This window comes from Flavobacterium sp. UBA5153, from assembly GCA_002413745.1.
Taxonomy (GTDB): Bacteria; Bacteroidota; Bacteroidia; order Flavobacteriales; family Flavobacteriaceae; genus Flavobacterium.
Map to the genome: position 1 here is coordinate 50,165 of DHXP01000070.1, position 25,497 is coordinate 75,661.

Annotated in this window: 27 protein-coding genes; 16 read left to right on the forward strand and 11 right to left on the reverse strand. The window is 36.4% G+C overall.

Annotated features, from left to right (window positions below):
- Positions 1 to 27: 27 nt before the first annotated feature.
- The 6 genes from B2145_RS14180 (at position 28) to B2145_RS14205 (ending at position 5,301) form a co-directional block, all read left to right on the forward strand.
- Complete coding sequence (locus B2145_RS14180) at positions 28 to 900, forward strand: AraC family transcriptional regulator (RefSeq protein WP_291103538.1); 873 nt, start codon at positions 28 to 30, stop codon at positions 898 to 900.
- A gap of 68 nt (positions 901 to 968) precedes the next feature.
- Positions 969 to 1,985, forward strand: coding sequence for a ferrochelatase (gene hemH, locus B2145_RS14185; protein ID WP_291103541.1), 1,017 nt, complete (start codon positions 969 to 971; stop codon positions 1,983 to 1,985).
- Between the two features lie 4 nt (positions 1,986 to 1,989).
- Positions 1,990 to 2,544, forward strand: coding sequence for a CopD family protein (locus B2145_RS14190; RefSeq protein ID WP_291103543.1), 555 nt, complete (start codon positions 1,990 to 1,992; stop codon positions 2,542 to 2,544).
- Complete coding sequence (locus B2145_RS14195) at positions 2,545 to 4,017, forward strand: sensor histidine kinase (protein ID WP_414654610.1); 1,473 nt, start codon at positions 2,545 to 2,547, stop codon at positions 4,015 to 4,017.
- A 12-nt stretch (positions 4,018 to 4,029) separates the two neighbouring features.
- Positions 4,030 to 4,812, forward strand: coding sequence for an enoyl-CoA hydratase/isomerase family protein (locus tag B2145_RS14200; protein WP_291103546.1), 783 nt, complete (start codon positions 4,030 to 4,032; stop codon positions 4,810 to 4,812).
- Positions 4,813 to 4,905: 93 nt separating this feature from the next.
- Positions 4,906 to 5,301, forward strand: a complete 396-nt coding sequence (locus tag B2145_RS14205) for a hypothetical protein (RefSeq protein ID WP_291103549.1) — start codon at positions 4,906 to 4,908, stop codon at positions 5,299 to 5,301.
- 68 nt (positions 5,302 to 5,369) lie between these two features.
- Here B2145_RS14205 and B2145_RS14210 read toward each other — a convergent pair whose 3' ends face one another.
- The 3 genes from B2145_RS14210 to B2145_RS14220 form a co-directional block, all read right to left on the reverse strand.
- Complete coding sequence (locus B2145_RS14210; protein ID WP_291103552.1) at positions 5,370 to 6,023, reverse strand: HD domain-containing protein; 654 nt, start codon at positions 6,021 to 6,023, stop codon at positions 5,370 to 5,372.
- Between the two features lie 138 nt (positions 6,024 to 6,161).
- Entirely contained in the window at positions 6,162 to 7,148 is a 987-nt protein-coding gene (locus B2145_RS14215; protein WP_291103555.1) for an acyl-ACP desaturase, read from the reverse strand.
- Between the two features lie 60 nt (positions 7,149 to 7,208).
- Positions 7,209 to 7,943 (reverse strand): lysophospholipid acyltransferase family protein, encoded by a 735-nt coding sequence (locus B2145_RS14220; protein ID WP_291103558.1) that lies wholly within the window; start codon positions 7,941 to 7,943, stop codon positions 7,209 to 7,211.
- A 127-nt stretch (positions 7,944 to 8,070) separates the two neighbouring features.
- On the opposite strand from B2145_RS14220, the gene rnpA reads away from it, so the two are divergent.
- From rnpA to B2145_RS14235, 3 genes are all read left to right on the forward strand, one after another.
- Entirely contained in the window at positions 8,071 to 8,463 is a 393-nt protein-coding gene (gene rnpA / locus B2145_RS14225) for a ribonuclease P protein component (protein ID WP_291103561.1), read from the forward strand.
- A 108-nt stretch (positions 8,464 to 8,571) separates the two neighbouring features.
- A complete protein-coding gene (locus tag B2145_RS14230; protein ID WP_291103563.1) occupies positions 8,572 to 9,396 on the forward strand; it encodes a DUF4349 domain-containing protein in 825 nt (274 codons plus the stop codon).
- 2 nt (positions 9,397 to 9,398) lie between these two features.
- The gene (locus B2145_RS14235) at positions 9,399 to 11,036 is read left to right on the forward strand and encodes a S41 family peptidase (protein WP_291103565.1); all 1,638 of its coding nucleotides are present in this window, start codon (positions 9,399 to 9,401) and stop codon (positions 11,034 to 11,036) included.
- A 17-nt stretch (positions 11,037 to 11,053) separates the two neighbouring features.
- Here the strand turns inward: B2145_RS14235 and B2145_RS14240 are convergent, their stop codons facing one another.
- The 5 genes from B2145_RS14240 to B2145_RS14260 all read right to left on the reverse strand — a co-directional run bounded on the left by B2145_RS14240 (position 11,054) and on the right by B2145_RS14260 (position 16,671).
- Positions 11,054 to 11,506: a GNAT family N-acetyltransferase gene (locus B2145_RS14240; protein WP_291103568.1), complete on the reverse strand. Its 453-nt coding sequence runs from the start codon at positions 11,504 to 11,506 to the stop codon at positions 11,054 to 11,056.
- A gap of 18 nt (positions 11,507 to 11,524) precedes the next feature.
- Positions 11,525 to 12,505 (reverse strand): DUF4837 family protein, encoded by a 981-nt coding sequence (locus B2145_RS14245; RefSeq protein WP_291103571.1) that lies wholly within the window; start codon positions 12,503 to 12,505, stop codon positions 11,525 to 11,527.
- A 93-nt stretch (positions 12,506 to 12,598) separates the two neighbouring features.
- Positions 12,599 to 13,180, reverse strand: coding sequence for a 3-keto-disaccharide hydrolase (locus tag B2145_RS14250; protein WP_291103574.1), 582 nt, complete (start codon positions 13,178 to 13,180; stop codon positions 12,599 to 12,601).
- A gap of 171 nt (positions 13,181 to 13,351) precedes the next feature.
- Positions 13,352 to 15,376 carry a LysM peptidoglycan-binding domain-containing protein gene (locus B2145_RS14255; RefSeq protein ID WP_291103576.1) on the reverse strand — a complete coding sequence of 675 codons (2,025 nt, stop codon included), beginning with the start codon at positions 15,374 to 15,376 and terminating at the stop codon, positions 13,352 to 13,354.
- A 107-nt stretch (positions 15,377 to 15,483) separates the two neighbouring features.
- Positions 15,484 to 16,671, reverse strand: coding sequence for a phosphoglycerate kinase (locus B2145_RS14260; RefSeq protein WP_291103579.1), 1,188 nt, complete (start codon positions 16,669 to 16,671; stop codon positions 15,484 to 15,486).
- Between the two features lie 270 nt (positions 16,672 to 16,941).
- Between B2145_RS14260 and B2145_RS14265 the strand changes: the two genes are divergently transcribed.
- From B2145_RS14265 to recA, 5 genes are all read left to right on the forward strand, one after another.
- Positions 16,942 to 18,090 carry an ATP-binding protein gene (locus B2145_RS14265; protein WP_291103682.1) on the forward strand — a complete coding sequence of 383 codons (1,149 nt, stop codon included), beginning with the start codon at positions 16,942 to 16,944 and terminating at the stop codon, positions 18,088 to 18,090.
- Between the two features lie 4 nt (positions 18,091 to 18,094).
- Positions 18,095 to 18,478 (forward strand): DoxX family membrane protein, encoded by a 384-nt coding sequence (locus tag B2145_RS14270; RefSeq protein ID WP_291103582.1) that lies wholly within the window; start codon positions 18,095 to 18,097, stop codon positions 18,476 to 18,478.
- A 164-nt stretch (positions 18,479 to 18,642) separates the two neighbouring features.
- Entirely contained in the window at positions 18,643 to 19,152 is a 510-nt protein-coding gene (locus B2145_RS14275) for an acyl-CoA thioesterase (RefSeq protein ID WP_291103585.1), read from the forward strand.
- A 62-nt stretch (positions 19,153 to 19,214) separates the two neighbouring features.
- On the forward strand, positions 19,215 to 19,715 hold the full coding sequence (locus tag B2145_RS14280; RefSeq protein ID WP_291103588.1) for a hypothetical protein: 501 nt from the start codon (positions 19,215 to 19,217) through the stop codon (positions 19,713 to 19,715).
- Between the two features lie 109 nt (positions 19,716 to 19,824).
- Complete coding sequence (gene recA / locus B2145_RS14285; protein ID WP_291103591.1) at positions 19,825 to 20,853, forward strand: recombinase RecA; 1,029 nt, start codon at positions 19,825 to 19,827, stop codon at positions 20,851 to 20,853.
- Between the two features lie 154 nt (positions 20,854 to 21,007).
- Here the strand turns inward: recA and B2145_RS14290 are convergent, their stop codons facing one another.
- Positions 21,008 to 21,754, reverse strand: coding sequence for a lysophospholipid acyltransferase family protein (locus tag B2145_RS14290; RefSeq protein ID WP_291103594.1), 747 nt, complete (start codon positions 21,752 to 21,754; stop codon positions 21,008 to 21,010).
- Between the two features lie 74 nt (positions 21,755 to 21,828).
- Between B2145_RS14290 and trpS the strand changes: the two genes are divergently transcribed.
- Entirely contained in the window at positions 21,829 to 22,806 is a 978-nt protein-coding gene (gene trpS, locus B2145_RS14295; RefSeq protein ID WP_291103596.1) for a tryptophan--tRNA ligase, read from the forward strand.
- A 63-nt stretch (positions 22,807 to 22,869) separates the two neighbouring features.
- Here the strand turns inward: trpS and B2145_RS14300 are convergent, their stop codons facing one another.
- The gene (locus B2145_RS14300; RefSeq protein ID WP_291103598.1) at positions 22,870 to 23,178 is read right to left on the reverse strand and encodes a GIY-YIG nuclease family protein; all 309 of its coding nucleotides are present in this window, start codon (positions 23,176 to 23,178) and stop codon (positions 22,870 to 22,872) included.
- Positions 23,179 to 23,351: 173 nt separating this feature from the next.
- Positions 23,352 to 24,452, reverse strand: coding sequence for a DNA-processing protein DprA (gene dprA, locus B2145_RS14305; protein ID WP_291103599.1), 1,101 nt, complete (start codon positions 24,450 to 24,452; stop codon positions 23,352 to 23,354).
- 102 nt (positions 24,453 to 24,554) lie between these two features.
- Between dprA and B2145_RS14310 the strand changes: the two genes are divergently transcribed.
- The gene (locus tag B2145_RS14310; RefSeq protein WP_291103600.1) at positions 24,555 to 25,490 is read left to right on the forward strand and encodes an SPOR domain-containing protein; all 936 of its coding nucleotides are present in this window, start codon (positions 24,555 to 24,557) and stop codon (positions 25,488 to 25,490) included.
- The last annotated feature ends 7 nt before the right edge of the window (positions 25,491 to 25,497 follow it).

A 25,497-nucleotide genomic window follows, 5' to 3' on the forward strand; every position in this document is an offset into this window, starting at 1 on the left:
TCATACCTACTAATAAAAAATGTCGCAATGAGTTCTCGAGATATTATAACAATTGAAGATGACTTTACCCTACTTCGTTTCGAAAACGACAGTGATGAAGTGTATTATACCCAGCGTGAAGTTAAAAGCGGGTTGATCCAATTTCACTTTGGATTAAAAGGAAAAGCAAAATTTATTTTTAACCAAGGAAATTACGCCTTGGATCTAAAAGAGGAGAAGTCGTTGTTGCTTTACAATCCACAAAAAGAACTGCCGTTAAACCTAGAAATAGAGCCGAATTCTTGGGTTATTTCGGTCATTATTTCTATAAAAAAATTCCATAATTTATTTTCTTCCGAGGCCAATTACATCACTTTTTTGAGTGACGACAACAAGGATAAAAAATATTATAAAGAAGGAGATATTAGCCCATCGATGGCGATTGTTTTGAGCCAATTGTTTCATTACAACTTGCATCCGTCGATAAAAAATTTGTATTACAAAGGAAAAGGATACGAATTGTTAAGCTTGTATTTCAATCGCACCGAAGATCCAAATGCGGAACAATGTCCGTTTTTGATTGACGAAGAAAATGTTTTAAAAATAAAAAAAGCCAAAGAAATCATCATTGCCAATATGGCTGAACCACCAAGTTTACAAGAATTGGCCGATGAAATTGGACTTACTTTAAAGAAACTAAAAATGGGTTTCAAACAAATTTACGGCGACACCGTTTATGGTTTCCTGTTTGATTACAAAATGGATTCTGCCCGAAAATTATTGGACAGCGGTTCGTATAACGTGAATGAAGTGGGTTTGAAAATTGGCTACAGCACGGGAAGCCACTTTATTGCTGCTTTCAAAAAGAAATTTGGAACAACTCCGAAGAAATATTTGATGGCCATTAATCCAAATATGTAAAAAAAAGTTTAGTTACTTTTAACCCAAATGAAATTTAGAGATTCTTCAGAATGACAAAAAAATAAAGTATGAAAGGAGTATTATTAGTAAATTTAGGTTCGCCGGAAAGTCCAACACCAAAAGATGTTAAAACCTATTTAGACGAATTTTTGATGGATAAATACGTAATAGACGTTCCGTTTCTATTACGGGCATTGTTAGTTCGCGGTATCATTTTAAGAAAAAGGCCAGAAAAATCAGCTGGAGCCTACAAAAAAATATGGTGGGAAGAAGGTTCGCCGCTTGTGGTATTATCAAAAAAAATGCACGAAAAGGTACGAAAACTGGTTAACATTCCCGTTTCATTAGCGATGCGTTATGGAAATCCTTCCATTTTATCCGGATTACAGGAATTGGCAGACCAAGGCGTGACTGAAGTTTTGTTGTTTCCGTTATATCCGCATCACGCGATGTCGTCAACAACTACGGTTATAGAATTGGCCGAAGAATTGAGAAAAAAGTATTTCCCCGAAATGAAGTTCACGCTTGTTCCTGCATTTTATAACAAGCCAGATTACATCAAAGCATTGGCAAATTCCATCAAAAAACATCTGGAAGGTTACGATTATGACCATCTTTTGTTTTCTTATCACGGACTCCCAGAACGTCATATTCGCAAAACCGACGTGACTAAATCGCACTGTAAAATCGACGGTTCTTGTTGCAACACGCCTTCGCCGGCACACGAATTTTGTTACCGTCATCAATGTTATGAAACTACGAAACAAGTTGTAAAACTACTTGGAATCCCCGAAGGAAAATACAGCCAGACTTTTCAATCGCGTTTGGCAGGCGACAAGTGGCTGGAACCTTACACGGATGTCGAAGTGAATAAAATGCCCGAAAAAGGAATACGGAACTTGGCGGTCGTGACGCCTGCTTTTGTGGCTGATTGCTTAGAAACATTGGAAGAAATCGCAATGGAAGCCAATCATCAATTCAAGGAACACGGCGGCGAGAATTTCTTGGCGATTCCTTGTATGAATGATGATGACGAATGGTGTGGGGTTGTGGGAAATTGGATTACGGAATGGGCAAAACAATAATTCTATGGACTACTACAACTACCTGAAATCCCTTCACCTCATCTTTGTCATCACTTGGTTTGCCGGACTTTTTTATATTGTTCGCTTGTTTGTTTACCAAATTGAAGCCAACGACAAACCTTCGCCCGAAAAGGAAATTCTGCAAAAACAATACAAAATAATGACCTATCGTTTGTGGTATATTATCACTTGGCCGTCGGCAGTTTTGGCGAGTATTTTTGCTTTTTGGATGTTGTTTTTTACAGCCGTGGGAAATGCTTGGTTGCAAATGCCTTGGATGCACGTAAAACTTGGCTTTGTTTTTGCGCTGTATTTGTACCATTATAAATGCCATCGAATATTCAAGGAATTGCAAAACGACGAAGTAAAATACTCGACAAATTATATGCGGTTGTGGAACGAAGGTGCCACAATCATATTGTTTGCCGTAGTGTTTTTGGTCATTCTGAAAAATGCCGTCAACTGGATGTATGGCGTTGTTGGCATTATGTTGTTTTCGGTTTTGATTATGCTGGGTTTCAAGTTTTATAAAAGAATTCGAGAAAAAAATCAATCGTAAATGCTAAAAGGCTTCAAGATATCGATGCTTTCCTTACAAATCAGGATTTTCCTTTCGATGATCGTGTTGATTATTGTGGCCTCGGTATTAATGGCCACAATTTCTGTTATTCAATTCAAAAATGAGGCCAAGGAATACCATCAAGAACGACTGGAACGCAAGGAAGACGCCATAAAGGAGAACATCAATTATGTGCTTTCGAACACCACCTATCCGCTTACTCCAAATAATCTTTCGTTGATTTTTAAAGATAAAATTCACGAATTATCGGATATTCACAATCTTGAAATCAATATTTATAGCTTGGATGGAAAGCTTTTGAAATCTTCGAAATCCAAATTTTCCATTGATGCCGTTGCTCCGCCAATTCCAAAATACATCATAAAACTCGTTCAATCATCCATCGAAAAACGATACGTTGACATTAAAACCATCGACGGAAAAAAGAATCGTTCTTCGTACAGTTTGATAAAAGACGACAAGTTCAAGCCGCTGGGAATCTTGAATTTGCCCTATGTGGAAGACGACAGTTATTATCAAACGGAATTGCAAAATTTCTTGGTTCGATTGGCGCAGGTTTACACTTTTATGCTCTTGGTGGCTTTTGCCGTTGCTTATTTTCTATCGTCCTATATCACAAAATCATTGAAGACGATTTCCGACAAATTGAGCGAAACAAGTTTGAACCAGAAAAACGAGAAAATTGTTCTCGAAGCCAGTAGCAAAGAAATCAATCTTTTGATAAAAGCATATAACGCAATGGTCGATGAATTGGAAGAAAGCGCCCTGAAATTGGCCCAAAGCGAGCGCGAAGAAGCCTGGCGGGAAATGGCAAAACAAGTGGCACACGAAATCAAAAATCCGCTGACACCAATGCGACTGACTGTGCAAAGTTTTCAGAGAAAATTCGACCCTAACGACCCCAACCTGAAACAAAAAATCAATGATTATTCCGAAACCTTGATACAGCAAATCGACACGATGAATTCAGTTGCTTCGGCATTTTCAAATTTTGCATCGATGCCGGCCCAACAAAATGAAACCCTTAATGTCGTTGATGTTGTGGAGTTGACTTTGGATATTTTCAATGAAGAATACATCCATTTTGAAGCGGAAGAAGACGAGATTATTTCGAAAATTGACAGAACGCAACTCATCAGAATCATTACAAATTTGGTCAAAAACGCCATTCAATCCATTCCGGAGCAACAGGAAAACAAAGCAATATTTGTTACAATAAAAAAGAAATTCAACAAAGTTTTAATCACTGTTGCAGACAACGGAATTGGAATAGCAAGTGAAGATTCCAATCGGATTTTTGAGCCCAAATTTACCACAAAAACCAGCGGAATGGGATTAGGTCTTGGCATCATCAAAAACATAATCGAAAATTACAACGGAACAATTACATTTGAATCACAAAAGGGAAAAGGAACGACTTTTATGGTTTCTTTACCAATTATAAACAAATAAATCTAAAAAATTATGGCATTGGAAAATATAATACTGGAACACGAAAAAGGGATTGCTACCATTTTTATCAATCGCCCAGAAAAATTAAATGCTTTAAACCGAGCCACGATTCAAGAGTTGCACGAAACTTTAAAATTGGTGGACGAAAACCCCGATGTGCGAGTGATTATTATAACCGGAAGTGGAAAAAAAGCTTTTGTGGCCGGCGCCGATATTTCGGAATTTGCCCATTTCTCGGCTGAGGAAGGTTCACAATTAGCTGCACAAGGACAACTCATTTTATTCGATTTTATTGAAAATTTAAAAAAGCCGGTAATAGCGGCCATTAATGGTTTTGCCCTTGGTGGTGGACTGGAATTGGCTATGGCTTGTCATTTTAGAATCGCTTCTGACAATGCCAAAATGGGCTTGCCGGAAACTTCACTTGGCATCATTCCCGGTTACGGAGGAACACAACGCTTGCCGCAACTTATTGGCAAAGGACGTGCAATGGAAATGATCATGACCGCGGGAATGATTGATGCCGAAACTGCAAAAACTTACGGATTAGTCAATCACGTGGTGCCACAAGCCGATTTATATTCAACTTATATGACGATTGCCGTCAGAATTATGAAAAATTCTCTCGTCGCCATTGCCAAAGCCATCGAAGCCGTAAATGCTAATTTTGTGTCTGGCGTAAATGGATTTGATGTGGAAATCAACGCTTTTGGCGAATGCTTTGCCACCGAAGATTTCAAGGAAGGAACGACGGCTTTTTTAGAAAAGAGGAAAGCAGCGTTTGAAGGGAAATAAGAATGTTGGCAGTGTTCATTGGCAGTTTGCAGACTAAAAAATTGTATTTTTGGAAACTCATTTCGGAAAATAATCCATCAAAATTTTTAACTTATGTCCTTCCAACCTGTATTTGCCCAATTTTGGGAAAAAGTAAAAGAAAGCATCGAAAATAAAACCTACGCCAAATTGACTTTGGCTAAAACCATTGGCGACACCGAACTGAAGAATATATATGTGCGTCCCGTTTTGTCAGAAGAGGGTTTTAAGCTTTCTCTGACGGCGCGCTATAAAACAGAAGAGATCGAGAGTTTCCATACTTTGGACGAGGCTTTTTTTGTGTTGGCTCCCTATATGAATAACCCCTTTTTAACGGCACTTTTGTTTACCACCGAGAATGATATCACCTTCAAACTCAATAAAAAACGGGTGGGAAGCATCATAGAACAAGCTCCCACTTTCAAAAATGCTTCGGATGTAATTATAGAAATGAAGGAGAAAGGATTATAAATCTAATTTTTGTAGTGACGCACATAGGGAGACGCACATAGGTAGAGACGCACTGCAGTGCGTCTCTACTACAATTCCCCGTCCCATTCGGCATAAAATTGAGAAAGGAAAGTCATCATAAATTGATGTCTTTCTTGGGCAATTTGTTTCCCGGTTTCGGTATTCATTTTGTCCTTTAAAAGCAATAGTTTTTCGTAGAAATGGTTGATGGTTGGTGCTTCGCTGTTTTTATATTCTTCCTTGCCCATTCGTAGATTTGGAGCAATTTTCGGGTTGTACAAAGGCCTGTTTTTGAAACCTCCATAATTGAATGTTCGTGCGATTCCAATGGCACCCATGGCATCCAATCGATCGGCATCCTGAACAATATCTAACTCTTTTGACGAAAATTGCTTTGGAATATTTCCGCCCTTGAATGAAATGTTTTCAATAATATTAATTACGTGCTGAATTGTGGCTTCATCAATATTTTCACTTTCAAGAAATTCACGGGCTATTTTAGGGCCAACTGTTTCGTCTCCACTGTGAAATTTACTGTCGGCGATATCGTGAAGCAAAGCGCCTAATTTCACGACGGTAACATCACAAACTTCGTTATCGGCAATTGACACCGCGTTTTTAAAAACTCTTTCTATGTGAAACCAGTCGTGTCCGCCTTCGGCATTTTCTAGTTTTTGTTTTACAAAAAGAATCGTTTTGTTGATTATATTTTCGTTGCTCATAATTCAATGATATGAAAAAAAATGCTGATTTTTAAAGATTAAATTCAAAAATCAGCAATTCAATATTTTAAATCAATTTCAAAAAAAGTTAATCTCAAATCGACTATTCCAACCAATCTGAAATCTGCATTCTAAAATCTACAATCTAGCAGGTTCGACCCATTTAAAAACAAATGATTCTTCTGGAATCACCATTCTCTCTGAAATTCTCGCCATTCTTGCTGGTAATTTCATTAAATAATCCCTGGCTCTTTCTGCTTCATCTGTCAAACCGGTAATCTTGTCGATTTGCCATTTTTCGATTAGTTTTTGCATGATGTCAACATAATCACTTGCGGTATACACCCCAATTCGCTGTGCTGAATCTGAAAAATGTTCGAAAGCGGAACTTATTTTTTGGCCAGATTCTCTCAAGAAATGTGCCGGCATGACGATTTTTTGTTTCATCATATATTGAAATGCCAACATCATTTCGCTTGGATCTAATTTGAAAATCTGATTTACAAACTCGCTGTAAGCATGGTGATGGCGCATTTCATCGCCAGCAATCATTTTGCACATTTTTGACAGTTTATTGTCCCCATAGCTTTTGGCCAATTGGGAAACCCTATTATGGGAAACATAAGTCGCTAATTCCTGGAAACTGGTGTACACAAAGTTTTTATATGGGTCTCTGCCGGTTCCTATGTCAAATCCATCATTGATAAGGTGCTGAGTCGTCATTTCGATTTCGCGCATATTTACACGCCCAGATAAATAAAGATATTTATTGAGCAAATCACCGTGTCGGTTTTCTTCTCCAGTCCATTGGCGAACCCACTTTGCCCATCCATTTCTTTCGAGATTATCTACGCCTTCGACTTCTATTAACCAAGATTCATAAGTGGGTAAAGCTTCTTCGGTAATGGTGTCGCCCACCATGGCAACCCAAAAATCATAAGGCAAATCTTTAGCTATTTCACGCAATTCTTTAACTTCTTCAAAAAAAGTATCGCTTTCCGAATTGGGCAAAAAATCAGATGGTTGCCAAATTTTTTCAACCGGAATTAGATATTGGTCAACATAACCGTTAACATTTTTTTCTAAAAGTTGCATTACTTCTAATCGAATATTTTTTATAGACATTATTAATTTAGGATTTAGGATTTAGGATTTAGGATTTCTCTCAAATACTTAAAATCGATTTTAATTTTTTATTCCCTGAACTACTACTTTTTCTGTTTTTTCCATTATTTCGGCAAAACTATATTCACTTACTGCAAGTGATTTATGAACGGTAAAGGTAAGATGATTTCCCAAACCAAGTGGAAAAAAACCAAATCTAACCATTTTCCATGAATTATTGATACTTATCGGTACAACATGGGCCGATGGTGCATATTTACATAAGATTTTCAGCCCACTTTTTGCAAATTCTTTTGGGTGGCCCGTTTTACTTCGTGTCCCTTCCGGAAAAATTACTGCCGAGCGGGTGTGTTTTTCGATATATTCAGCCAATCCCCTGATTGCAGGAATGGCTTGTTTGGGGTCTTTTCTATCGATAAGAACCGAGCCCCCGTGACGTAAATTATAGGACACGCTAGGAATTCCTTTGCCAAGTTCTATTTTACTTACAAATTTTGGATGAAATCGTCGCAAATACCAAATCATGGTAACAATATCATACAAACTTTGATGATTGGACACAAAAATCAAAGGAACATTTTCTGGAATTAATTCCCTGTTTTCAAAAGTATAAGTGGTTCCCAATAGATTCGTGCATCGCAATAAAAAAAAGTTCATATAATCAACGCTTACTTTATGGGCTTGATACCCAAAAACGTTCAAACAAACCCACTGAATTGGATGAAAAATAACCAAAACAAGTCCGAAGCACAAATAATAAATAATGGATATAGGATACGAAATTAGTTTTTGCATCTTGAAAATTTTAAGCTACAAAAATATGAAATATATTTTTAGCGGGATTTTAATCCCAAACAATAATGCCATTTAGGGTTTAATTGTACCTTTGCCTTCGAAAATCTTTGTTATTTTTTATACTAAAATGAACTTCACTTATCCAAAAAACGAAAAGCTAAAAAGTAAAATCACGATCGATTTGCTTTTTTCCAAAGGTAAATCCGTGTCAAAATATCCTTTGAGACTGGTTTATGTGGAAAGTGATTATGGCATTCCGGAAGGTTCAGTACAAAAATTAAAAATGGGCGTTTCGGTATCCAAAAAATATTTCAAGAATGCCGTGGACCGAAATTATTTCAAGCGTGTCCTTCGCGAAACTTATCGATTGAACAAGTATTTGCTCATTGACAATCTTGACACACCGTATGCTTTTATGTTTTTTTATCAAACGAAAGAGCGTTTGTCTTACGAAGAAATCAATACCAAAACGATTCAATTATTTGAAAAATTCCTGCTTCAAATAAAAAAAGAAGAATAGCGACTTCTTATTTTTCTCTAATCTCTTTATTTTAAAAAAAAGACTTCAATTTTGATAGATGATAATCTAAATTCTTTTTTGTAGTTTTAACTCTAAATTCAAACACTTATGAAAACCGTATTCTTGTTTTTGATGTTACTTTTATCCTTTTCAAGTTGTAAAAAAGCTGAAGAAGCTGTTGCGGCCGATACAATTGTTGACCAAGTAAAATTTGTTAAACCTGTTGTTGCAAAAGCAGAGGAAGTTACCCTAGAGGCTGATTCCAAAAATTCAATAATCGAACAAAAAATCATTAAAACCGGTGACATAAAGTTTGAAACCAATAATTTAGATTCTACTTACAAGCAAATCATAACGGCTGTAAAAAACCACAAAGCTATAGTTCAAAACGACACCGAAGGAAAAGATGATGAATCGGTTTTTAGAAGACTAATTGTCCGCATTCCTAGCAAAAACTTCGATCTGTTTTTAAGCGATATTTCAAAAGGTGTTGCCTATTTCGACAACAAAGAAATTTCGTCACAAGATGTAACCGAAGAATACATTGATATTGATGCTCGATTAAAAGCAAAAAAAGTGCTCGAATCTCGTTACCTTGAACTTTTGAAGAAGGCAAACAAAGTTACCGAAATGTTGGAAATCGAAAAGCAAATTTCTGTTATTCGCGAAGAAATTGATGCAAAAGAAGGGCAATTACGATATATGCAAAGTCGAGTTTCAATGAGCACAATTACAATTGAATTTTATAAAACCGTCGCCGAAAAAAGCGGAGTTAGAGTCTCTTATGGAACAAAAATTTGGAATGCAATAACATCTGGATTTAATGGATTTTCAAGTTTTTTCATAGGGTTATTAAGCATTTGGCCTTTCCTAATTATGTTGGTGGCATCGGCCTATTTTATTAGAAAACGATTTAAGAAAAAAACGATTTAAAAATGACTCCCTTTTTTAAAAAAAAATATATAATCCCAGTTGTCGCTTCGGCATTTTTGTTTGTAGGCGTTAGTTTCAAAGACAATTTTTTTGAAATCGCCAAGCAAATAGAAATATTCACTACGCTTTTCAAGGAGCTGAACATGAACTATGTCGACGAGACAAATCCAGGCGAGTTAATGGACAAAGCCATTAAGGGAATGCTGGCCAGTCTTGACCCCTACACGGTTTATTTCAACGAACAAGATGTAATAAAATTCAAAATTAACAACACGGGTGAATACACCGGAATTGGCGCCTTAATTACTCGAAAAGAGGATAAATTAATCATTCGGGAACCGTATAAAAATTTTCCAGCTGACAAAGCCGGACTTAAAGCCGGTGACGAGATTATTCAAATAGGCGACGTGAGAATATCGGATTTCAAAGATGATGCTTCACAACTCTTGAGAGGAGCCAAGAACACCAAAGTTGACATTAAATACATTCGTCAGGGCAAAACAATGGCTACCCAAATCGTTCTTGACGAAGTCGAAATCAAATCGGTTCCGTTTTTTGGAAAAATAGACGCTAAAACCGGCTATATCGTTTTGTCGCGTTTCAACAACAAAGCGTCGCTTGAAACCAAGGAAGCATTGGAACAACTAAAAAGAGAAGGTGCCGATAGAATTATTCTGGATTTAAGAGGAAATCCAGGAGGTCTTTTGAACGAAGCGGTTAATATTTGCAATTTATTCGTTCCAAAAAATGAAACAATCGTAACCACAAAATCAAAAATAGAGGAACACAACAACACCTATAAAACATCCAAAAATCCCGTAGATACCGATATTCCTCTGGTTATTCTTGTCAATGGAAGAAGCGCTTCGGCATCGGAAATTGTTTCTGGAGCCTTGCAGGATTTAGATCGTGCCGTGATAATTGGCAGCCGAAGTTTTGGAAAAGGATTGGTACAAAGACCGGTAGATTTAACTTATGGAACTCAGTTAAAAGTTACCATTTCTCGCTATTACACACCTTCCGGAAGATGTATTCAAGCTTTGGATTATACCCACAAAGACAAAAACGGAATTGCCACGAAAACCGAAGCTAAAAATTATAACGCTTTCAAAACCCGAAAAGGAAGAACCGTTTATGATGGCGGAGGCATTCAGCCAGACATAGAACTCGAGGAAACCAAGTCGAACCCAATAACGGAGGCTTTGGTGAAAAACGACGGAATCTTTAATTACGTTACCAATTATTATTACAAAAATCCAAATTTAGGCGACCAAATTCCAACATTTTCAGATGCCGATTTCCTCGATTTCAAACAGTTTTTAAAAGCCCAGAAATTCTCTTTCAACACCGAAACGGAACTCGCTTTGAAAAACACTTTGGCTGTGGCCAAAAAAGAAAAAATAGACGAAAGCATTAACCCGGAATACCAACAATTGCTGACCGCTCTTCAAAAAAGTGAAGACAATTTATTGGATAAAAATAAAATAGAAATCAAAAATTTAATTGTTGACGAAATCATAAAACGCTACCAATATCAAGAAGGGTTGTATCAATATTACCTACGAAATAATTCCGAAATCAAAAAAGCCGTGAACGTTTTGAACAACAGTCCAGAATATAAATCTATTTTGAAAATGTGATGAAAATTGCAATAAAATTATAACTGCTCTTTTTTCATCTCAATATGCGGAATATCATCTTCCAGATACATCTCGCTGGTTTGGATAAATCCGTGGCTTTCGTAGAATTTTTTTAGATACAATTGTGCGCCAATGGTGATTTTGCTTTCGCCAAAATGACTTTTAATTCCGGCAATTGCTTCTCGCATCAGGTCGTGACCCCATTTTCTGTCACGATAGTTTGCATCGACGGTGACTCTGCCAATTGATGAATTGTCAAAGGAAATACCGGCTTTGAAAAGCCTGGAATAAGCTACAATTTTGCCGTCGAATGTGCCAAAAAGATGCAATGCCAATTTGTCTTTCCCATCAAGATCGAGATAAACACAGTTTTGTTCCACCACAAAAATGGCACTTCTTAATCTGAGTATGTCATATAATTCGTGAGTCGAAAGATCCTCAAAAGACTTTATTTGCCATTGTAATTCCATGATATATATTGTTTTATTTTATTTTAAGATAATAATAGATTTGATAATAGACTCTAATTCGTGCATAAGATCTCGTTTTTTTCTCGACGGTGAATAGCAAAATCCCTCCAAAACCAGAATTCTGTCATGTTCCTTGTCCACAATAGCGTAATTAATGAAAGGCCCTGCCATAAAATTGTTTTTTAATTCCCAGGTTCCTTTGGTTTCATACGTTTCCTTTCCGTCTAATTTTATTTTGGAAAAATAGGGCGCATATCCTTCTTCAGTAATCATTCGGGAATCAGGTTCAGTTCCGTGAATATATAAATTCCCAATGGAATCACGCATTTTGATAATATTGGAAATCAGATTTGAATCTTTTTTTATGGAACTTATTGGAACTTGGTAAATTAACAAACTGTTATTGCCGCTGATGATTTCTTTTTTCAGCCAAATAAAATTACTCTTTTGAATAACGTACGAATAACCCGAAAGCACTTTTAAAGAAATATGGAATTTATTGGTGATTATTTTCGTGTTAAGTAATGCCTGATCAATTATCCTTTGGTTTTCGGTGATTTCGGTTTCCTTTATGATTTGAATTATTTTTGGCGCATTTTTTTCAATGTTTTCCAAAATATCATCATTTGTTTTACCAGAAATATGAAACACATTTTGAGGTAATGCGTATTGATTTTTCTTTATTTCAAATTTATTTTTTTCTTCTTTTTTTACAATTATAATCGTTCTGCTATCAGTCATAAATCCCTCCATAAGTTTGATGGGATATTGATTTATGGTAAAAAGAGGTTCCTCTTGTGGTAATCCAATCACTGGCGATGCAAATTTGTTTCGAATGCTGTCGCCAATCTCGCCATTCCATAACTGGTCGTCAATAATAACCGAAATGGTATTGATTTTGCCAGTAGCTTTTCTTGGCATATCTATATCTTCACCTTGTTTTTTACAGGAAAAAAACAAGAAGGGAATTAGAAGAAATAAAAAAAGATTTTTATTCATAGATCCGGTATTCTATAAAAATGTTAATTACCAAATGAAGAGAGAAAAACACCAACTTTTACAGAAAAAAAGAATGTTTAATGGGAATTAATTTTACTCTTTATGGAGGTAAATTAGTTGAATATTCCTAAAATCAATTGGTGAACCTTCATAATTTAAAGAAATCTTTCCCTCTTTAGAAGTTACTTCAACACATTCATTTACTAACTTTCCGTTCAAATATTGAGTACATTTTCCATTGAATGATCTGATGAGGATTTTATTCCATTGTCCAAAAGGATTCTCATTGCCACTAAATTTGGGAGAAACCACACTTGCGCCAGCCTCAACCAGCTTTCCATTTACTGTTGCTGTTACATTATCCAAAAAAATAAAATCACCGGTACTATCCTCTTTTATTTGAAATTGTATTCCTTTAGGCCAAATGTGATCGGGTGAATTTGAAGGCACATTATACATCACGCCACTATTTTTTTTTCCATCCCCTCTATAAAACTTTTCTTCTACATTCCACCTGAACTCTAAACTTAGCTCAAAATTTTTATAGACACTTTTTGTCATTAGATACCCTATGTTATCTCCATACATTCTTACCGTGCCATCAGTAAATTCATATACTTTTGAAGGGGCTAATCTTTCAGTACTGTTTTTAGTAAAAGCATACCAATCATTCATTGACAATCTTTTTTGTTTAACAGCACATGAATTTAAGAATAAAAGAAAAGCAAAAGCAAAAGTTATTTTTTTAAACATTGTAATCTTTTATTTAAATTAAGAACAATACTCTTTTTTATAGAGCCTAAAATGAAAGGAAAATTAGCTAAGATAAAATCTATCCAAATTGATTTATCCGTTAATTTTTAGCTTCATTCCGGGTTTAAGTTCTCCCCCACGAATATCATTCCATTTTTTTATATCCGAAATGGTCACGCCTGGATATTTTTTGGCAATACTATATAAGGAATCCCCTTTTTTTACATAATAATCAGTAGAAGTATTTTTAGACACGGACGCCAAATTTTCTTTTTTCTTGAAAGTATTGGCAGAGGCTCTATTCATAATTGCCACTTCATTTTTGGCAACAATTAAGGTGCTTCCCAAGGCGACATTATGGTCTTGCAAATTGTTCCATTGTTTCAAATCGTCCAAGGATGTTCCGAATTTTTTGGCTATCTTTCCTAAATTATCCCCTTTTAAAACTACGTATTCAATATTTTCTAACTTAGGAGTCGGAGCAGTTTCTTGCTTAATATCAGCCTCTTTATTGGCAATTTGTAATGATGCACCAAGCTGGATATTTACGTTCGAAAGATGATTCCATAATTTAATTTCTTCAACGGTAACATTATGGTTTTTGGCGATATTACCCAAATTATCTCCTTTTTGAACTACATAATAAGAAGATTTACCCTGTGATACCGTATCCGCTTTAGTTATAGTATTGTTTTTGACATCTGAAGCGGCAATTTTTTGGTTATTTGTAACAATTTCCAAAGGAATTTTATTAGTCTTAGGTTCTTTCCTTACGGTTCTAACAATACTTTCGTTCGTGATGATTTTTAAGCTTTTCCCATAAGAAACAGTATTCTTTTTTAATCCGTTCCATTTTTTCAAATCAGCAATAGTGACACTATATTTATCGGCGATTTCACCCAGATTGTCTCCGCGTTTTACCTTGTAATATTTTGTTTTGGGAAGTGTAATACTTTGTGTGGTATAATTAACTATGTCGTTCAGAGCAATTGCATTAGTAAGCTGAAATGGTTTTTCCCGAAGATCCATTTCGTGTTGAACGTAGGCATAAATTCGGTTTTCATTTGAAGTAAAAACGGCAATTTTTTCTTTTGGCAATCTCAAAAAATGATTTTGATTTTCATAAAACGGAACCACATTCAGCTTATAGGAAGGATTGAGCAATTGCAATTGTTCCACGGAAACATCGAGCAAATCAGAGATTTGTTTGAACGACATTTGCTTTTTAATCATTATTGTGTCGGTCGAAAAATGCTTTATAATCGACTTGTCAGGCCGTATTCCGTGTTCATTATGGTATTCGAAAATGTACATGGTAGCCAAAAATGCCGGAACGTAAGCTTGGGTTTCTTTTGGAAGATTTTTTCTGATATTCCAATAATTTTGCTGTCCGCCAGAGCGACGAATCGCTTTGGCAACATTGCCGGGACCAGAGTTATAGGATGCCAATACCAAATCCCAATCTCCAAAAATGGCATACATTTTTGTCATATAAGTTGCCGCGGCTTCACTTGATTTTAACGGGTCGCTGCGTTCATCAACATAGGAATCAATATTTAGATTGTATTGCTTTCCGGTTTGATACATAAACTGCCAAAGTCCCGTTGCGCCCACTCTCGAAACTGCTTTTGGATTCAATGCTGATTCTATAACAGCTAGATATTTTATCTCCAGCGGCACATTTTCTTTGGCCAAAGCCTCTTCAAATATTGGAAAATAAAAGTCAGAAAGAGCCAACAGCCTTGAAAAAGATTTTTTTCTGTTTTTTAGAAATGACTTGATGATGTTTTCCAGACCTTCATTGTATTCAATGTTGAATGGCGATTTTTCATCCATTGCTTTCAGTCTTGCTTTCAGCAAATCTGTCGGCAATTCATAATCCACTTTTTCGTCGATATTAATCGTTTTTATATCTTCGTTTAAGTTGTTGTACAAATCTAAATCTGTCAATTGCTTTGCCCACAAACTGTCAACGCAAGAAGCCATATCGTCCTTTACGAAAGTTTTTTTAATAGAATCTAAATAAGATAATTTGGTTTCAACTTTTGCAATTTCCTGCGAAAACAACTGAATTGACAACAACAGAAAAAATGATAAGGCGGCTTTTTTTATAATCATAATTTTTAATCAATAGGCTATATTCCAAACGATTATACAACCGTTTTTTTGCAAACATAATAACTTACAACTAAAACTCTCAGTAAATATTGTTAAAAATACCGTTTTTATTCCAAAATGGCTGCAATACCAGGTAATATTCTGCCTTCAAGCATTTCGAGCATTGCGCCTCCGCCTGTAGAAACATAACTCACTTTATCTTCAAAACCGAATTGTTTTACCGCTGCTACTGAATCGCCTCCGCCAACAAGCGAGAATGCTCCGTTTGCAGTTGCCTCGGCAATAAAGTTACCTAATTGTATCGTTCCATTTGCGAATTTTTCCATTTCGAAAACGCCTAAAGGACCGTTCCAAAGTATCGTTTTTGATTCTAAAATCACTTTTTTGAAGTTTTCCAATGATTTTGGTCCGGCATCCAATCCTTGCCATCCATCAGGAATTTCCCTTACATCGACAATTTTAGTATTGGCCGTATTCGAAAAATCATCAGCAGCAACAACATCAACCGGAATATGAATTTGAACTCCTTTTTCTTTGGCCAATCTTAATATTTCTAGTGCTAATTCTTGTTTGTCATCTTCACAAATAGATTCGCCTATTTTCCCTCCCAAAGCCTTCACGAAAGTAAAAGTCATTCCGCCACCAATAATCATATGATCCACTTTGTCCAGAATATTTTCGATAACCGTAATTTTAGAAGATACTTTTGATCCTCCAAGAACTGCAGTAACTGGTTTTTTAGAATCTTTCAAAACCTTGTTCAAACTTTCGATTTCTTTTGCCAATAATAATCCAAAACATTTTTCATTCGGGAAAAATTGTGCAATTATGGTTGTCGAAGCGTGTGCTCTGTGTGCGGTACCAAAAGCGTCATTCACATAAATATCGCCAAGTGAAGCCAACTCTTTTGCAAAAGCAACGTCTCCTGCTTCCTCTTCAGCGTGAAAACGTAAATTTTCCAACAATAAAACTTGTCCCGGTTGTAGGTTTTGGGAAGCCTTTTTGGCCTCGTCTCCAATACAATTTGAAGCAAACTGCACTGGTACCCCAAGAATTTCCGATGCTGTTTTTAAAATGTGTTTCAATGAATATTTTGCTTCAACCCCTTTTGGTCTGCCCAAATGCGACATTAAAATTACGCTTCCGCCATCGGCAAGAATTTTATCGATTGTAGGTTTTGCCGCTTCGATACGAGTGGCATCCGTAACATTAAAATTTTCGTCTAAAGGCACGTTAAAATCAACGCGAATTATGGCTTTTTTGTTTTTGAAATCGAAATCGTTTACAGTTTTCATAAGATCCTTATATTTAGTTTTTTTAGAAGAATAGCAAAGATAGAACTTTTAGGCTACGGATAAATCCAAAAATGGCAAAACAAGGTACTTTTTAGCAACGAAATCGATATAATTTAATAAATAATTTATATTTTAAGCTTATTTATTAAGTGGGAAGACGATTCATTTATCAAAATGACGGCAATAATTTCAAAAAAATTGGAATCCTCTTTTTATGAAACTTTACGACCGAAATTTAGAGAATCGTCCATTTTCTTCTATATTTGCCTTATGCAGTTTTCAGAAATTTTAGGGCAGGATTACATCAAGAATCATTTGACACGAAGTGCCGATTTGGGCAGAATTCCTCACGCACAATTATTTGTGGGACCGGAAGGAAGCGGTACTTTGCCAATGGCGATTGCCTATGCGCAATACATTTTATGCGGCAATCAAAACGGCGAAAATTCAGGTTCCAACGAAGCCTGTAATCTTAAATTCCAAAAAATTTCGCATCCTGATTTGCATTTTGTTTATCCAACGGTAAGCACCGAAGACGTGAAAAAAAATCCAAAAAGCCTCGACTTCATTACCGATTGGAGATTGTTTATTGCACAAAATCCTTACGGTGGTTTGTTCGATTGGTATTCCATTTTGGGCGTCCAGAACAAACAGGGCGAAATTCGGGTCGATGATGCCCAAGAAGTTTTAAAGTCATTATCCTTAAAATCATACGAAGGCGGTTATAAAATTATGATTGTTTGGATGGCCGATAAAATGAATATTTCTGCTTCCAATAAATTGCTAAAATTATTGGAAGAACCGCCGGAAAAAACAGTTTTCATCCTGATTTCGGAAAACGAAGAAGACATTATTCAAACCATTCGTTCCCGTTGCCAAGTCTTGCATTTCAACGGATTGAGCGAACACGTCATTGCCGAAGCTTTGGTTTCGCGTGAAAATATAGAATCAAAACTGGCCGCAAAAATCGCCCATCAGGCACAAGGAAATTACAATAAAGCCTTGTATTTACTCAAGGATGACAACGACGAATTCCCCTTCGAACAATGGTTCGTGGTTTGGGTTCGTGCGGCTTTTAAAGCCAAAGGAAATCCTGCCGTGATTGCCGACCTGATTCTTTGGAGCGAACAAATTGCAGTTTTGGGAAGAGAAACCCAAAAGAAATTCCTGCAGTTTTGCATCGATATTTTCCGTCAGGCGTTGCTATATAATTACGAAACTCCGAGTTTGGTTTATTTGGAACCTACGGTCGAAAATTTTACAATAGCAAAATTTGCGCCTTTTGTCAACGGCAACAACATCAACGAAATATTACAGGAATTGTCCGACGCCATTTATCATATCGAACGCAACGGAAATGCGAAAATTATTTTAACCGATTTATCTATAAAACTGACCCGTTTAATCCACAAAAAATAAGCTTATGAATAATGCCGCCTCTATTTTACTTTTGGTTTTTTTGGCCGTCACTTTTATACAATCCGGCTATGACAAACTGTTTTATTGGAAAGACAATCTCGATTGGTTAAAAGAGCATTTTGCCAAAACCCAATTGAAAAACCTTGTCCATTTAGCCCTGCTGAATATTCTGGTTTTAGAATTAATTTCGGGGGTTTTGTGTGTCGTTGGATGCGTCGAATTGTTTGTAAATAATGGAAGAACATTCGGATTATATGGTGCGGTTTTTTCTTGCATCACTTTATTAATGTTGCTTTTTGGACAACGATTGGCCAAAGATTATGATGGAGCCAGAACAATTGTCATTTATTTTATTCCGGCGGTTATGGCGGTTTATTGGTTAAATTAGAAAATATGACTCAAGTAAAACTGTTACAAACATTCTGTTTTTTAAACCATTAAGATATTAAGTTTCATTAAGGGAATATTATAAATCTTAATCAACTTAATATCTTAATGGTTTAAAATTGAAAAAAAAATAGTGTTTTTTGAATACAAAAAAATTAAATAAAAATGACTTCAAAACATCCTTCTGAATCTTTGACCGTATTAACTGATTTGGTTTTGCCAAGCGAAACCAATCCCTTGAACAATCTTTTTGGTGGCGAATTGTTGGCTCGAATGGATCGTGCCGCCAGCATTGCCGCCGGAAGACATTCCCGCAGAATTTCCGTTACGGCCTCCGTAAATCACGTGGCTTTCAACAAAGCCATTCCTCTGGGAAGCGTCGTTATTATTGAAGCAAAAGTGTCGAGAGCGTTCAAGACTTCAATGGAAATTTACATCGACGTTTGGGTCGAAGATCGACAGTCAGGAAACAGAACCAAGGCCAACGAAGCCATTTACACTTTTGTGGCGGTAGATGACAGCGGAAGACCTGTTGAAGTGCCGCACATAATTCCCGAAACGGAACTCGAAATTCAGCGTTTTGATGCGGCTTTGAGAAGAAAACAATTGAGTCTAGTCTTGGCTGGAAAATTGAATCCTCACGAAGCTACGGAATTGAAGGCGTTGTTTGTGTAAGAACTTGATTTTGTTAAATCAATTTAAAAGATAGTTGCAATTAGTAAAAACAAAACTTAGAAATGAAAAATAAGATAATAATAATGGGTGTTTTAAGTATAATACTGGGTTTAGTTGGTTGCAAAAAAGATAATCAAGAAAATAAAAATTCAAACAGCTCTTTAATGCAATTTGCAAAGCAAATTACGATTAATCAATTGTCCGAAGAATTACAAAAACTCAAAGATGGAAAAACTGAATTTGATTTTATTGGAATAACATCCAACGGAGTTGATTGTATTTACTTTGTAAAGGACGGAAACAACTTTCAAATTGAATTTGAAGCTATGGCTCAAGAACAAATTCCTTTTATTCAAAAACTTAAGCAATTTGCCAATTCAAGCGGCTTTATGTTTAAAATGACAACTTATGGAAATAAGCCACAATATAGTAACGAAAAAAAAGCTCCCGTAATTAGAATAGAGATAAACTCAAAGCTGACTAAAACAAGTGAAATTGGAAAAACGATTGAAAACATAATATTTGGGAATACTGAGAACACAAAATATGATGTTGTTCCATAAATAAATACCTCTAAAAAGAGATTTTTTTAAGAGCCTTATTAACCCAAAACATTCCTATTGCAACTTCCAAAAAAAGAAGTATTTTTACAAACGAAAAGCACAAAAACATATGAAAGAAAAGATGAAGGAAAAGACGAGTTCAGAAAAAGAAGCCAAATTAAAAGCGCTACAACTTACGCTTGACAAACTGGATAAAACCTACGGAAAAGGTACGGTTATGAAAATGGGAGACAAAGCCGTCGAAGAAGTGGAAACTATTTCATCCGGATCTTTGGGTCTCGATTTGGCCTTGGGAGTTGGCGGTTATCCAAGAGGAAGAGTTATCGAAATATACGGCCCGGAATCTTCGGGAAAAACAACCTTGACTTTGCACGCCATTGCCGAAGCCCAAAAAGCCGGAGGAATCGCTGCTTTTATTGATGCAGAACACGCTTTCGACAGAAATTATGCCGAAAAATTGGGTGTTGACATCGAAAATTTAATCATATCGCAACCTGACAACGGGGAACAAGCATTAGAAATTGCCGAGAATTTAATTCGTTCTGGAGCGATTGATATTGTCGTGATTGACTCGGTTGCGGCTTTGACTCCAAAAAGTGAAATCGAAGGCGAAATGGGTGATTCTAAAATGGGTTTACACGCTCGTTTGATGTCTCAAGCCTTGAGAAAACTGACTGGAACCATCAGTAAAACCAATTGTACGGTTTTCTTCATCAACCAGTTGAGAGAGAAAATTGGCGTAATGTTCGGAAATCCAGAAACGACTACGGGTGGAAATGCGTTGAAGTTTTATGCTTCGGTTCGTTTGGATATTCGTCGTTCCACGCAAATAAAAGATGGCGATAACGTACTTGGAAACAGAACCAAAGTTAAAGTCGTGAAAAACAAAGTGGCTCCACCATTTAAAGTGGCCGAATTTGATATTATGTACGGAGAAGGGATTTCAAAAACAGGCGAAATCTTGGATTTAGCCGTTGAATTTGAAATCATCAAAAAAGCGGGTTCTTGGTTCAGTTATGGCGAAACCAAATTAGGACAAGGCCGTGATGCGGTAAAATCTTTGATAAAAGACAATCCTGAATTAGCGGATGAATTAGAAGCCAAAATCAAGGCTTTGATAAAAGAAAAAAATGCTTAAAATTAGAAAAGAGTCCCGCAATGCGGGACTCTTTTTTTTTGCGACAGACATATTCTACTCTATTTGTCACGCTGGAAGCGTCTTAATTATGTTGCTCTAGTATGTTGAGACGCTTCCAGCGTGACAAATAGAACTAATTATTTAGGACTAAAAACTACTTTTTCTTCTGAAACTCTTCTAATTGTTTATGAATTGTTTTCCAGGACTGGTCTTTAAGACTATTCTTGTCGGCCATTGTTTTTCCTTTAGTTTCAACAAAAGGAAGAATTCGTACCCTCAAAACTCCAGGACTTCCGCTAAAAATCGTATAGGAAAAACGTTTTTTATTATCCGCAAAAGTAATGGGAACAATCGGTAATTGATGATTAATTGCCAGTCGGAAAGCGCCGTCTTTAAAGGTGTCCAAAAGTATTGATTCGTCATCGGGAACGCCGCCCTCGGGAAAAATACAAATGCTAAGTCCTTGATTTATTCTTTTTTGGGCCCTTTCGAAAACGCCGTGTTTACTTCTGGAACTATTTCTGTCGACCAAAATGCAGGTTCGTTTATAGAAAAATCCAAACAAGGGGATTTTTGACAACTCTTGTTTTCCCACAAAAACGAATGGTTTTCGTATCGTGACAAGCATCAACATAATGTCGACCATCGAAGTGTGATTGGCAACAAACATATAGCTTTTGTCGGATTCGAGTGTTTGATCTTTATCAATTTTATAATAAAATCCCATCCCAAAAAGAATGAATTTTGACCAAATTCTGGCCATCTTAAAAAAATACGGATAACCGCTTTCGGTCAAAATGGAAGCCACCAGAAAAGGAAACATAATAATAATGGGAATGGTCATTAAGACATAAAACCAAATGCGCCAAACCACCCAAAAAATAATTTTTATTCCTCTCATAGCGTCAAAAGTAAGGAAAAGTGTGTAACTTTTAGTAAAAGAATTAACTTTGTCAAAAATAGCAATCTTTTACAATGGCAAAAATACTCACCGGCGTTCAAAGTACAGGAACCCCGCATTTAGGAAACTTACTTGGCGCAATCATTCCCGCAATCGAATTATCGAATAATCCCGAAAACGAATCGTTTCTTTTCATCGCCGATTTGCATTCGATCACCCAAATAAAAGACGGCAAAACATTAAGAGCAAACACCTACAGCACAGCTGCAGCTTGGCTTGCCTGTGGTTTGAATGTGGATAAAGTGGTTTTTTACCGTCAGTCCGATGTGCCACAAACAGCGGAATTATCTTGGTATTTGAGTTGTTTTTTTCCTTTCCAAAGATTGACATTGGCCCATTCCTTCAAAGACAAAGCCGACAGATTAGAAGACGTAAATGCCGGATTATTTTCGTATCCGATGCTTATGGCTGCCGACATTTTATTGTATGATGCCCAATTTGTTCCCGTGGGAAAAGACCAGTTGCAGCACGTTGAAATTACTCGTGATGTGGCTTCCCGTTTCAATCACCAAATGGGAGAAACGTTCGTGATTCCTGAAGCCAAAATCCAGAAAGACACGATGTATGTTCCCGGCACTAATGGCGGAAAAATGAGCAAATCAGCCAATAATTTCATCAATATTTTCTTGGACGACAAAGCCTTACGCAAGCAAATAATGGGAATTGAAACGGATAGCACTCCGCTTGAAGACTCAAAAAATCCGGAGACTTGCAATGCTTTTGCCCTTTATAAATTATTGGCGAATGAAAGCGAAATACAAACAATGACTGCCAATTATCTAGGCGGAAATTACGGTTATGGTCACGCCAAACAAGCCTTATTTGAATTAATCATAGAAAAATTCAAAACCGAAAGGGAAAAATACAATTACTACATCAACAACCTCGCCGAAGTAGACGCCTTATTAAAAACTGGCGCCGAAAAAGCGGCTGTTGTTGCCAATGGCGTTTTGGGAAGAGTGAGGGAGAAATTGGGGTTTGAGGTAGTTTAATACCAATTATGTATTCGAAAAGACTTTCAAAAATTTTCGAGAGTCTTTTTCAAACTATAACAATTAAAATGAATCGTTTAAAAAATTCCAATCTGGATTAATTGTGTTAATTAATATTTCTTTTTTATCCCGTTTCAAATCTTTAATTTCTTTCTCACGAGCAATAGCAAGCTGTATCCAAGTAAAATGTTCATAATAAAGCAAAAATTCAACATTATATCGTGCAGTAAAACTTTTTGGATTTATTTTTTCTTTATGCTCCTGTAAACGTTTTTTTAGGTTATTTGTGACACCTGTATATAGTACTGTTTTATTTTTGTTAGTCAGGATGTAAACATAAAAATTGTATATGCCTTCTGTGTATTCTATCATAATGATTCTCTTAAAGTCAATTGTTAAGCCCTCTCAAATAGAGACGCTTCCAGCGTGACAAACGGAGTAGAGCGTTTTGGTTGCTCATACTATTTTCAACTTATTTTGTCACGCTGGAGGCGTCTCGATTTGTCACGCTGGAAGCGTCTCAATTTTCTGTTTTTTTCATTCGTTTATATCGCCTCAAACAATTTCCCGGGCAAAGGTCGAATCACGCCTTTCAATTCCATATTCAGGAGCATTCCCGATATTTTGTAAATGGGAAAATCACACCGTAGAGCAATAATGTCGAGCAATTCCTTTCCATTTTTAAGGAGGTAATCATACACTTTTTGTTCGTCATCATCGAGTGTGACAAAGAGTTGCTTTTGCACGGGTTTTGTCTTGCTTTCAATGTCCCAATTCAGGATATAAACCAAGTCGGCAGCACTGGTAAGCAGGTTTGCTTTTTGGGTTTTAATCAAGTTGTTGCATCCTTGACTGTATTTATCGGTTGTTCTTCCCGGCACGGCAAAAACATCGCGGTTGTAATCATTGGCCATATTTGCGGTAATCAAAGAACCGCCTCTTTCGGCAGACTCGATGACAATCGTAGCTTCGGAGATTCCCGCCACAATACGGTTTCTACGAACAAAATTTTCTTTGTCCGGATTGGACGAACTCCAAAATTCAGTCATAAATCCGCCGTTTTGCTCTACTTTGGCAACGTATTTCTTGTGGGGTTTAGGGTAAATTTGGTTTAAACCGTGCGCCACAACGCCAATAGTTTGCAGGTTGTTGTCCATCGCCAATTGATGGGCAAAAATATCGACGCCATATGCAAAACCACTCACGATTACAGGGTCAAGAGGAGCTAAATCTTCTATCAATTTTCGGCAAAATTCCATTCCATAAGAAGTGATTTGTCGCGTTCCCACAATGCTGATGATTTTTTTATTTTTTAAATCGATATTGCCAGAAGTAAACAACAAAACCGGTCCATCGATGCAATGTTTCAAACGATCCGGGTAATTTTCATCCTGAAAATAAGCGACGTTGATTTCGTTTGATTTTATAAAATTTAGTTCCTGTTCCGCCTTTTCGAAAACAGATTTACTTTTTAAATTTCGTAGCAACGTGGAACCAATACCGTCAATGGCAGCGATTTGGGAAGTTTTAGTATTGAAAACCGCTTCAGCACTGCCGCAATGGTTTATCAGTTTTTTGGCCATAATATCGCCAACACCCTCCACTTGTTGCAATGCCAATAAATGAAATAAATCTTGGTCTGTCATACTAATCGTTTGAGGTTGAAATGTATAAAAATTTATGCGGATTGTTAATAAAAATTGTGAATAAAATTTTGATAACTATTTTCAATGTATAACTTTGTGTCTATGAACATCGAACCATACATCGCGCAGCTTTTATACCGTTACCAATGTGTAACCGTTCCGGGTTTCGGGGCTTTTTTGACTGAAATACAGTCGGCACAATTAATTGAAAGTTCCAATTCGTTTTTTCCACCAAAAAAAATGATTTCGTTCAATGCTTATCTAAAAAATAACGATGGATTATTGGCCAATCATATTGCCCAAGCAGAAAAAACATCCTATGAATATGCTATTAGCGCGATTCAATATGAAGTTTTTAACTGGAAAAAAGCACTTCAGGAAAACGGATTATTCTCTATAAAAAACGTGGGGAATTTTTCGCTTAACGCCGATAAAAACTTGATTTTCACTCCTTATGACCAAACCAATTATTTGACCAATTCCTTTGGTTTAGGCGCCTTTGTTTCGCCAATGGTGAAAAGAGAAATTTTTGAACAAAAAATCGAAGCTCTTGAGGAAAATGAAGTAATTGTTTTCAATCCAGAAAGAAGAAGAACGAGCGCCTATTTGAAATATGCCGCTATTTTCGTCTTGGGATTAGGTATGACAGCGGGTATTGGATATCCTATTTATCAAGAACATATTGCATCAGAAACGATTCTTGTTGAAACAGCCGTTCAAAAACAAGTTCAGAACAAAATTCAAGAAGCCACTTTTTTTATTAAAAATCCAATTCCAGCCGTAACGCTTACCGTAAAAGAGGAGAAAATGTCCTACCATATTATGGCGGGTGCGTTTAGAGAAGAAAAAAATGCCCAAAGAACATTTGAAAAGCTTTCTAATCAAGGTTATAAAGCAAGAAGAATTCCACAAAATAAATACGGATTGTTTCCAGTTCTTTACGGAAGTTATGCCACTTTTACCGAAGCTGAAAAAGCAAAACAGGAAATCCAAAAAACAGTAAATCCTGATGCTTGGATTCTGATAGAATCACTATAAAAACGAA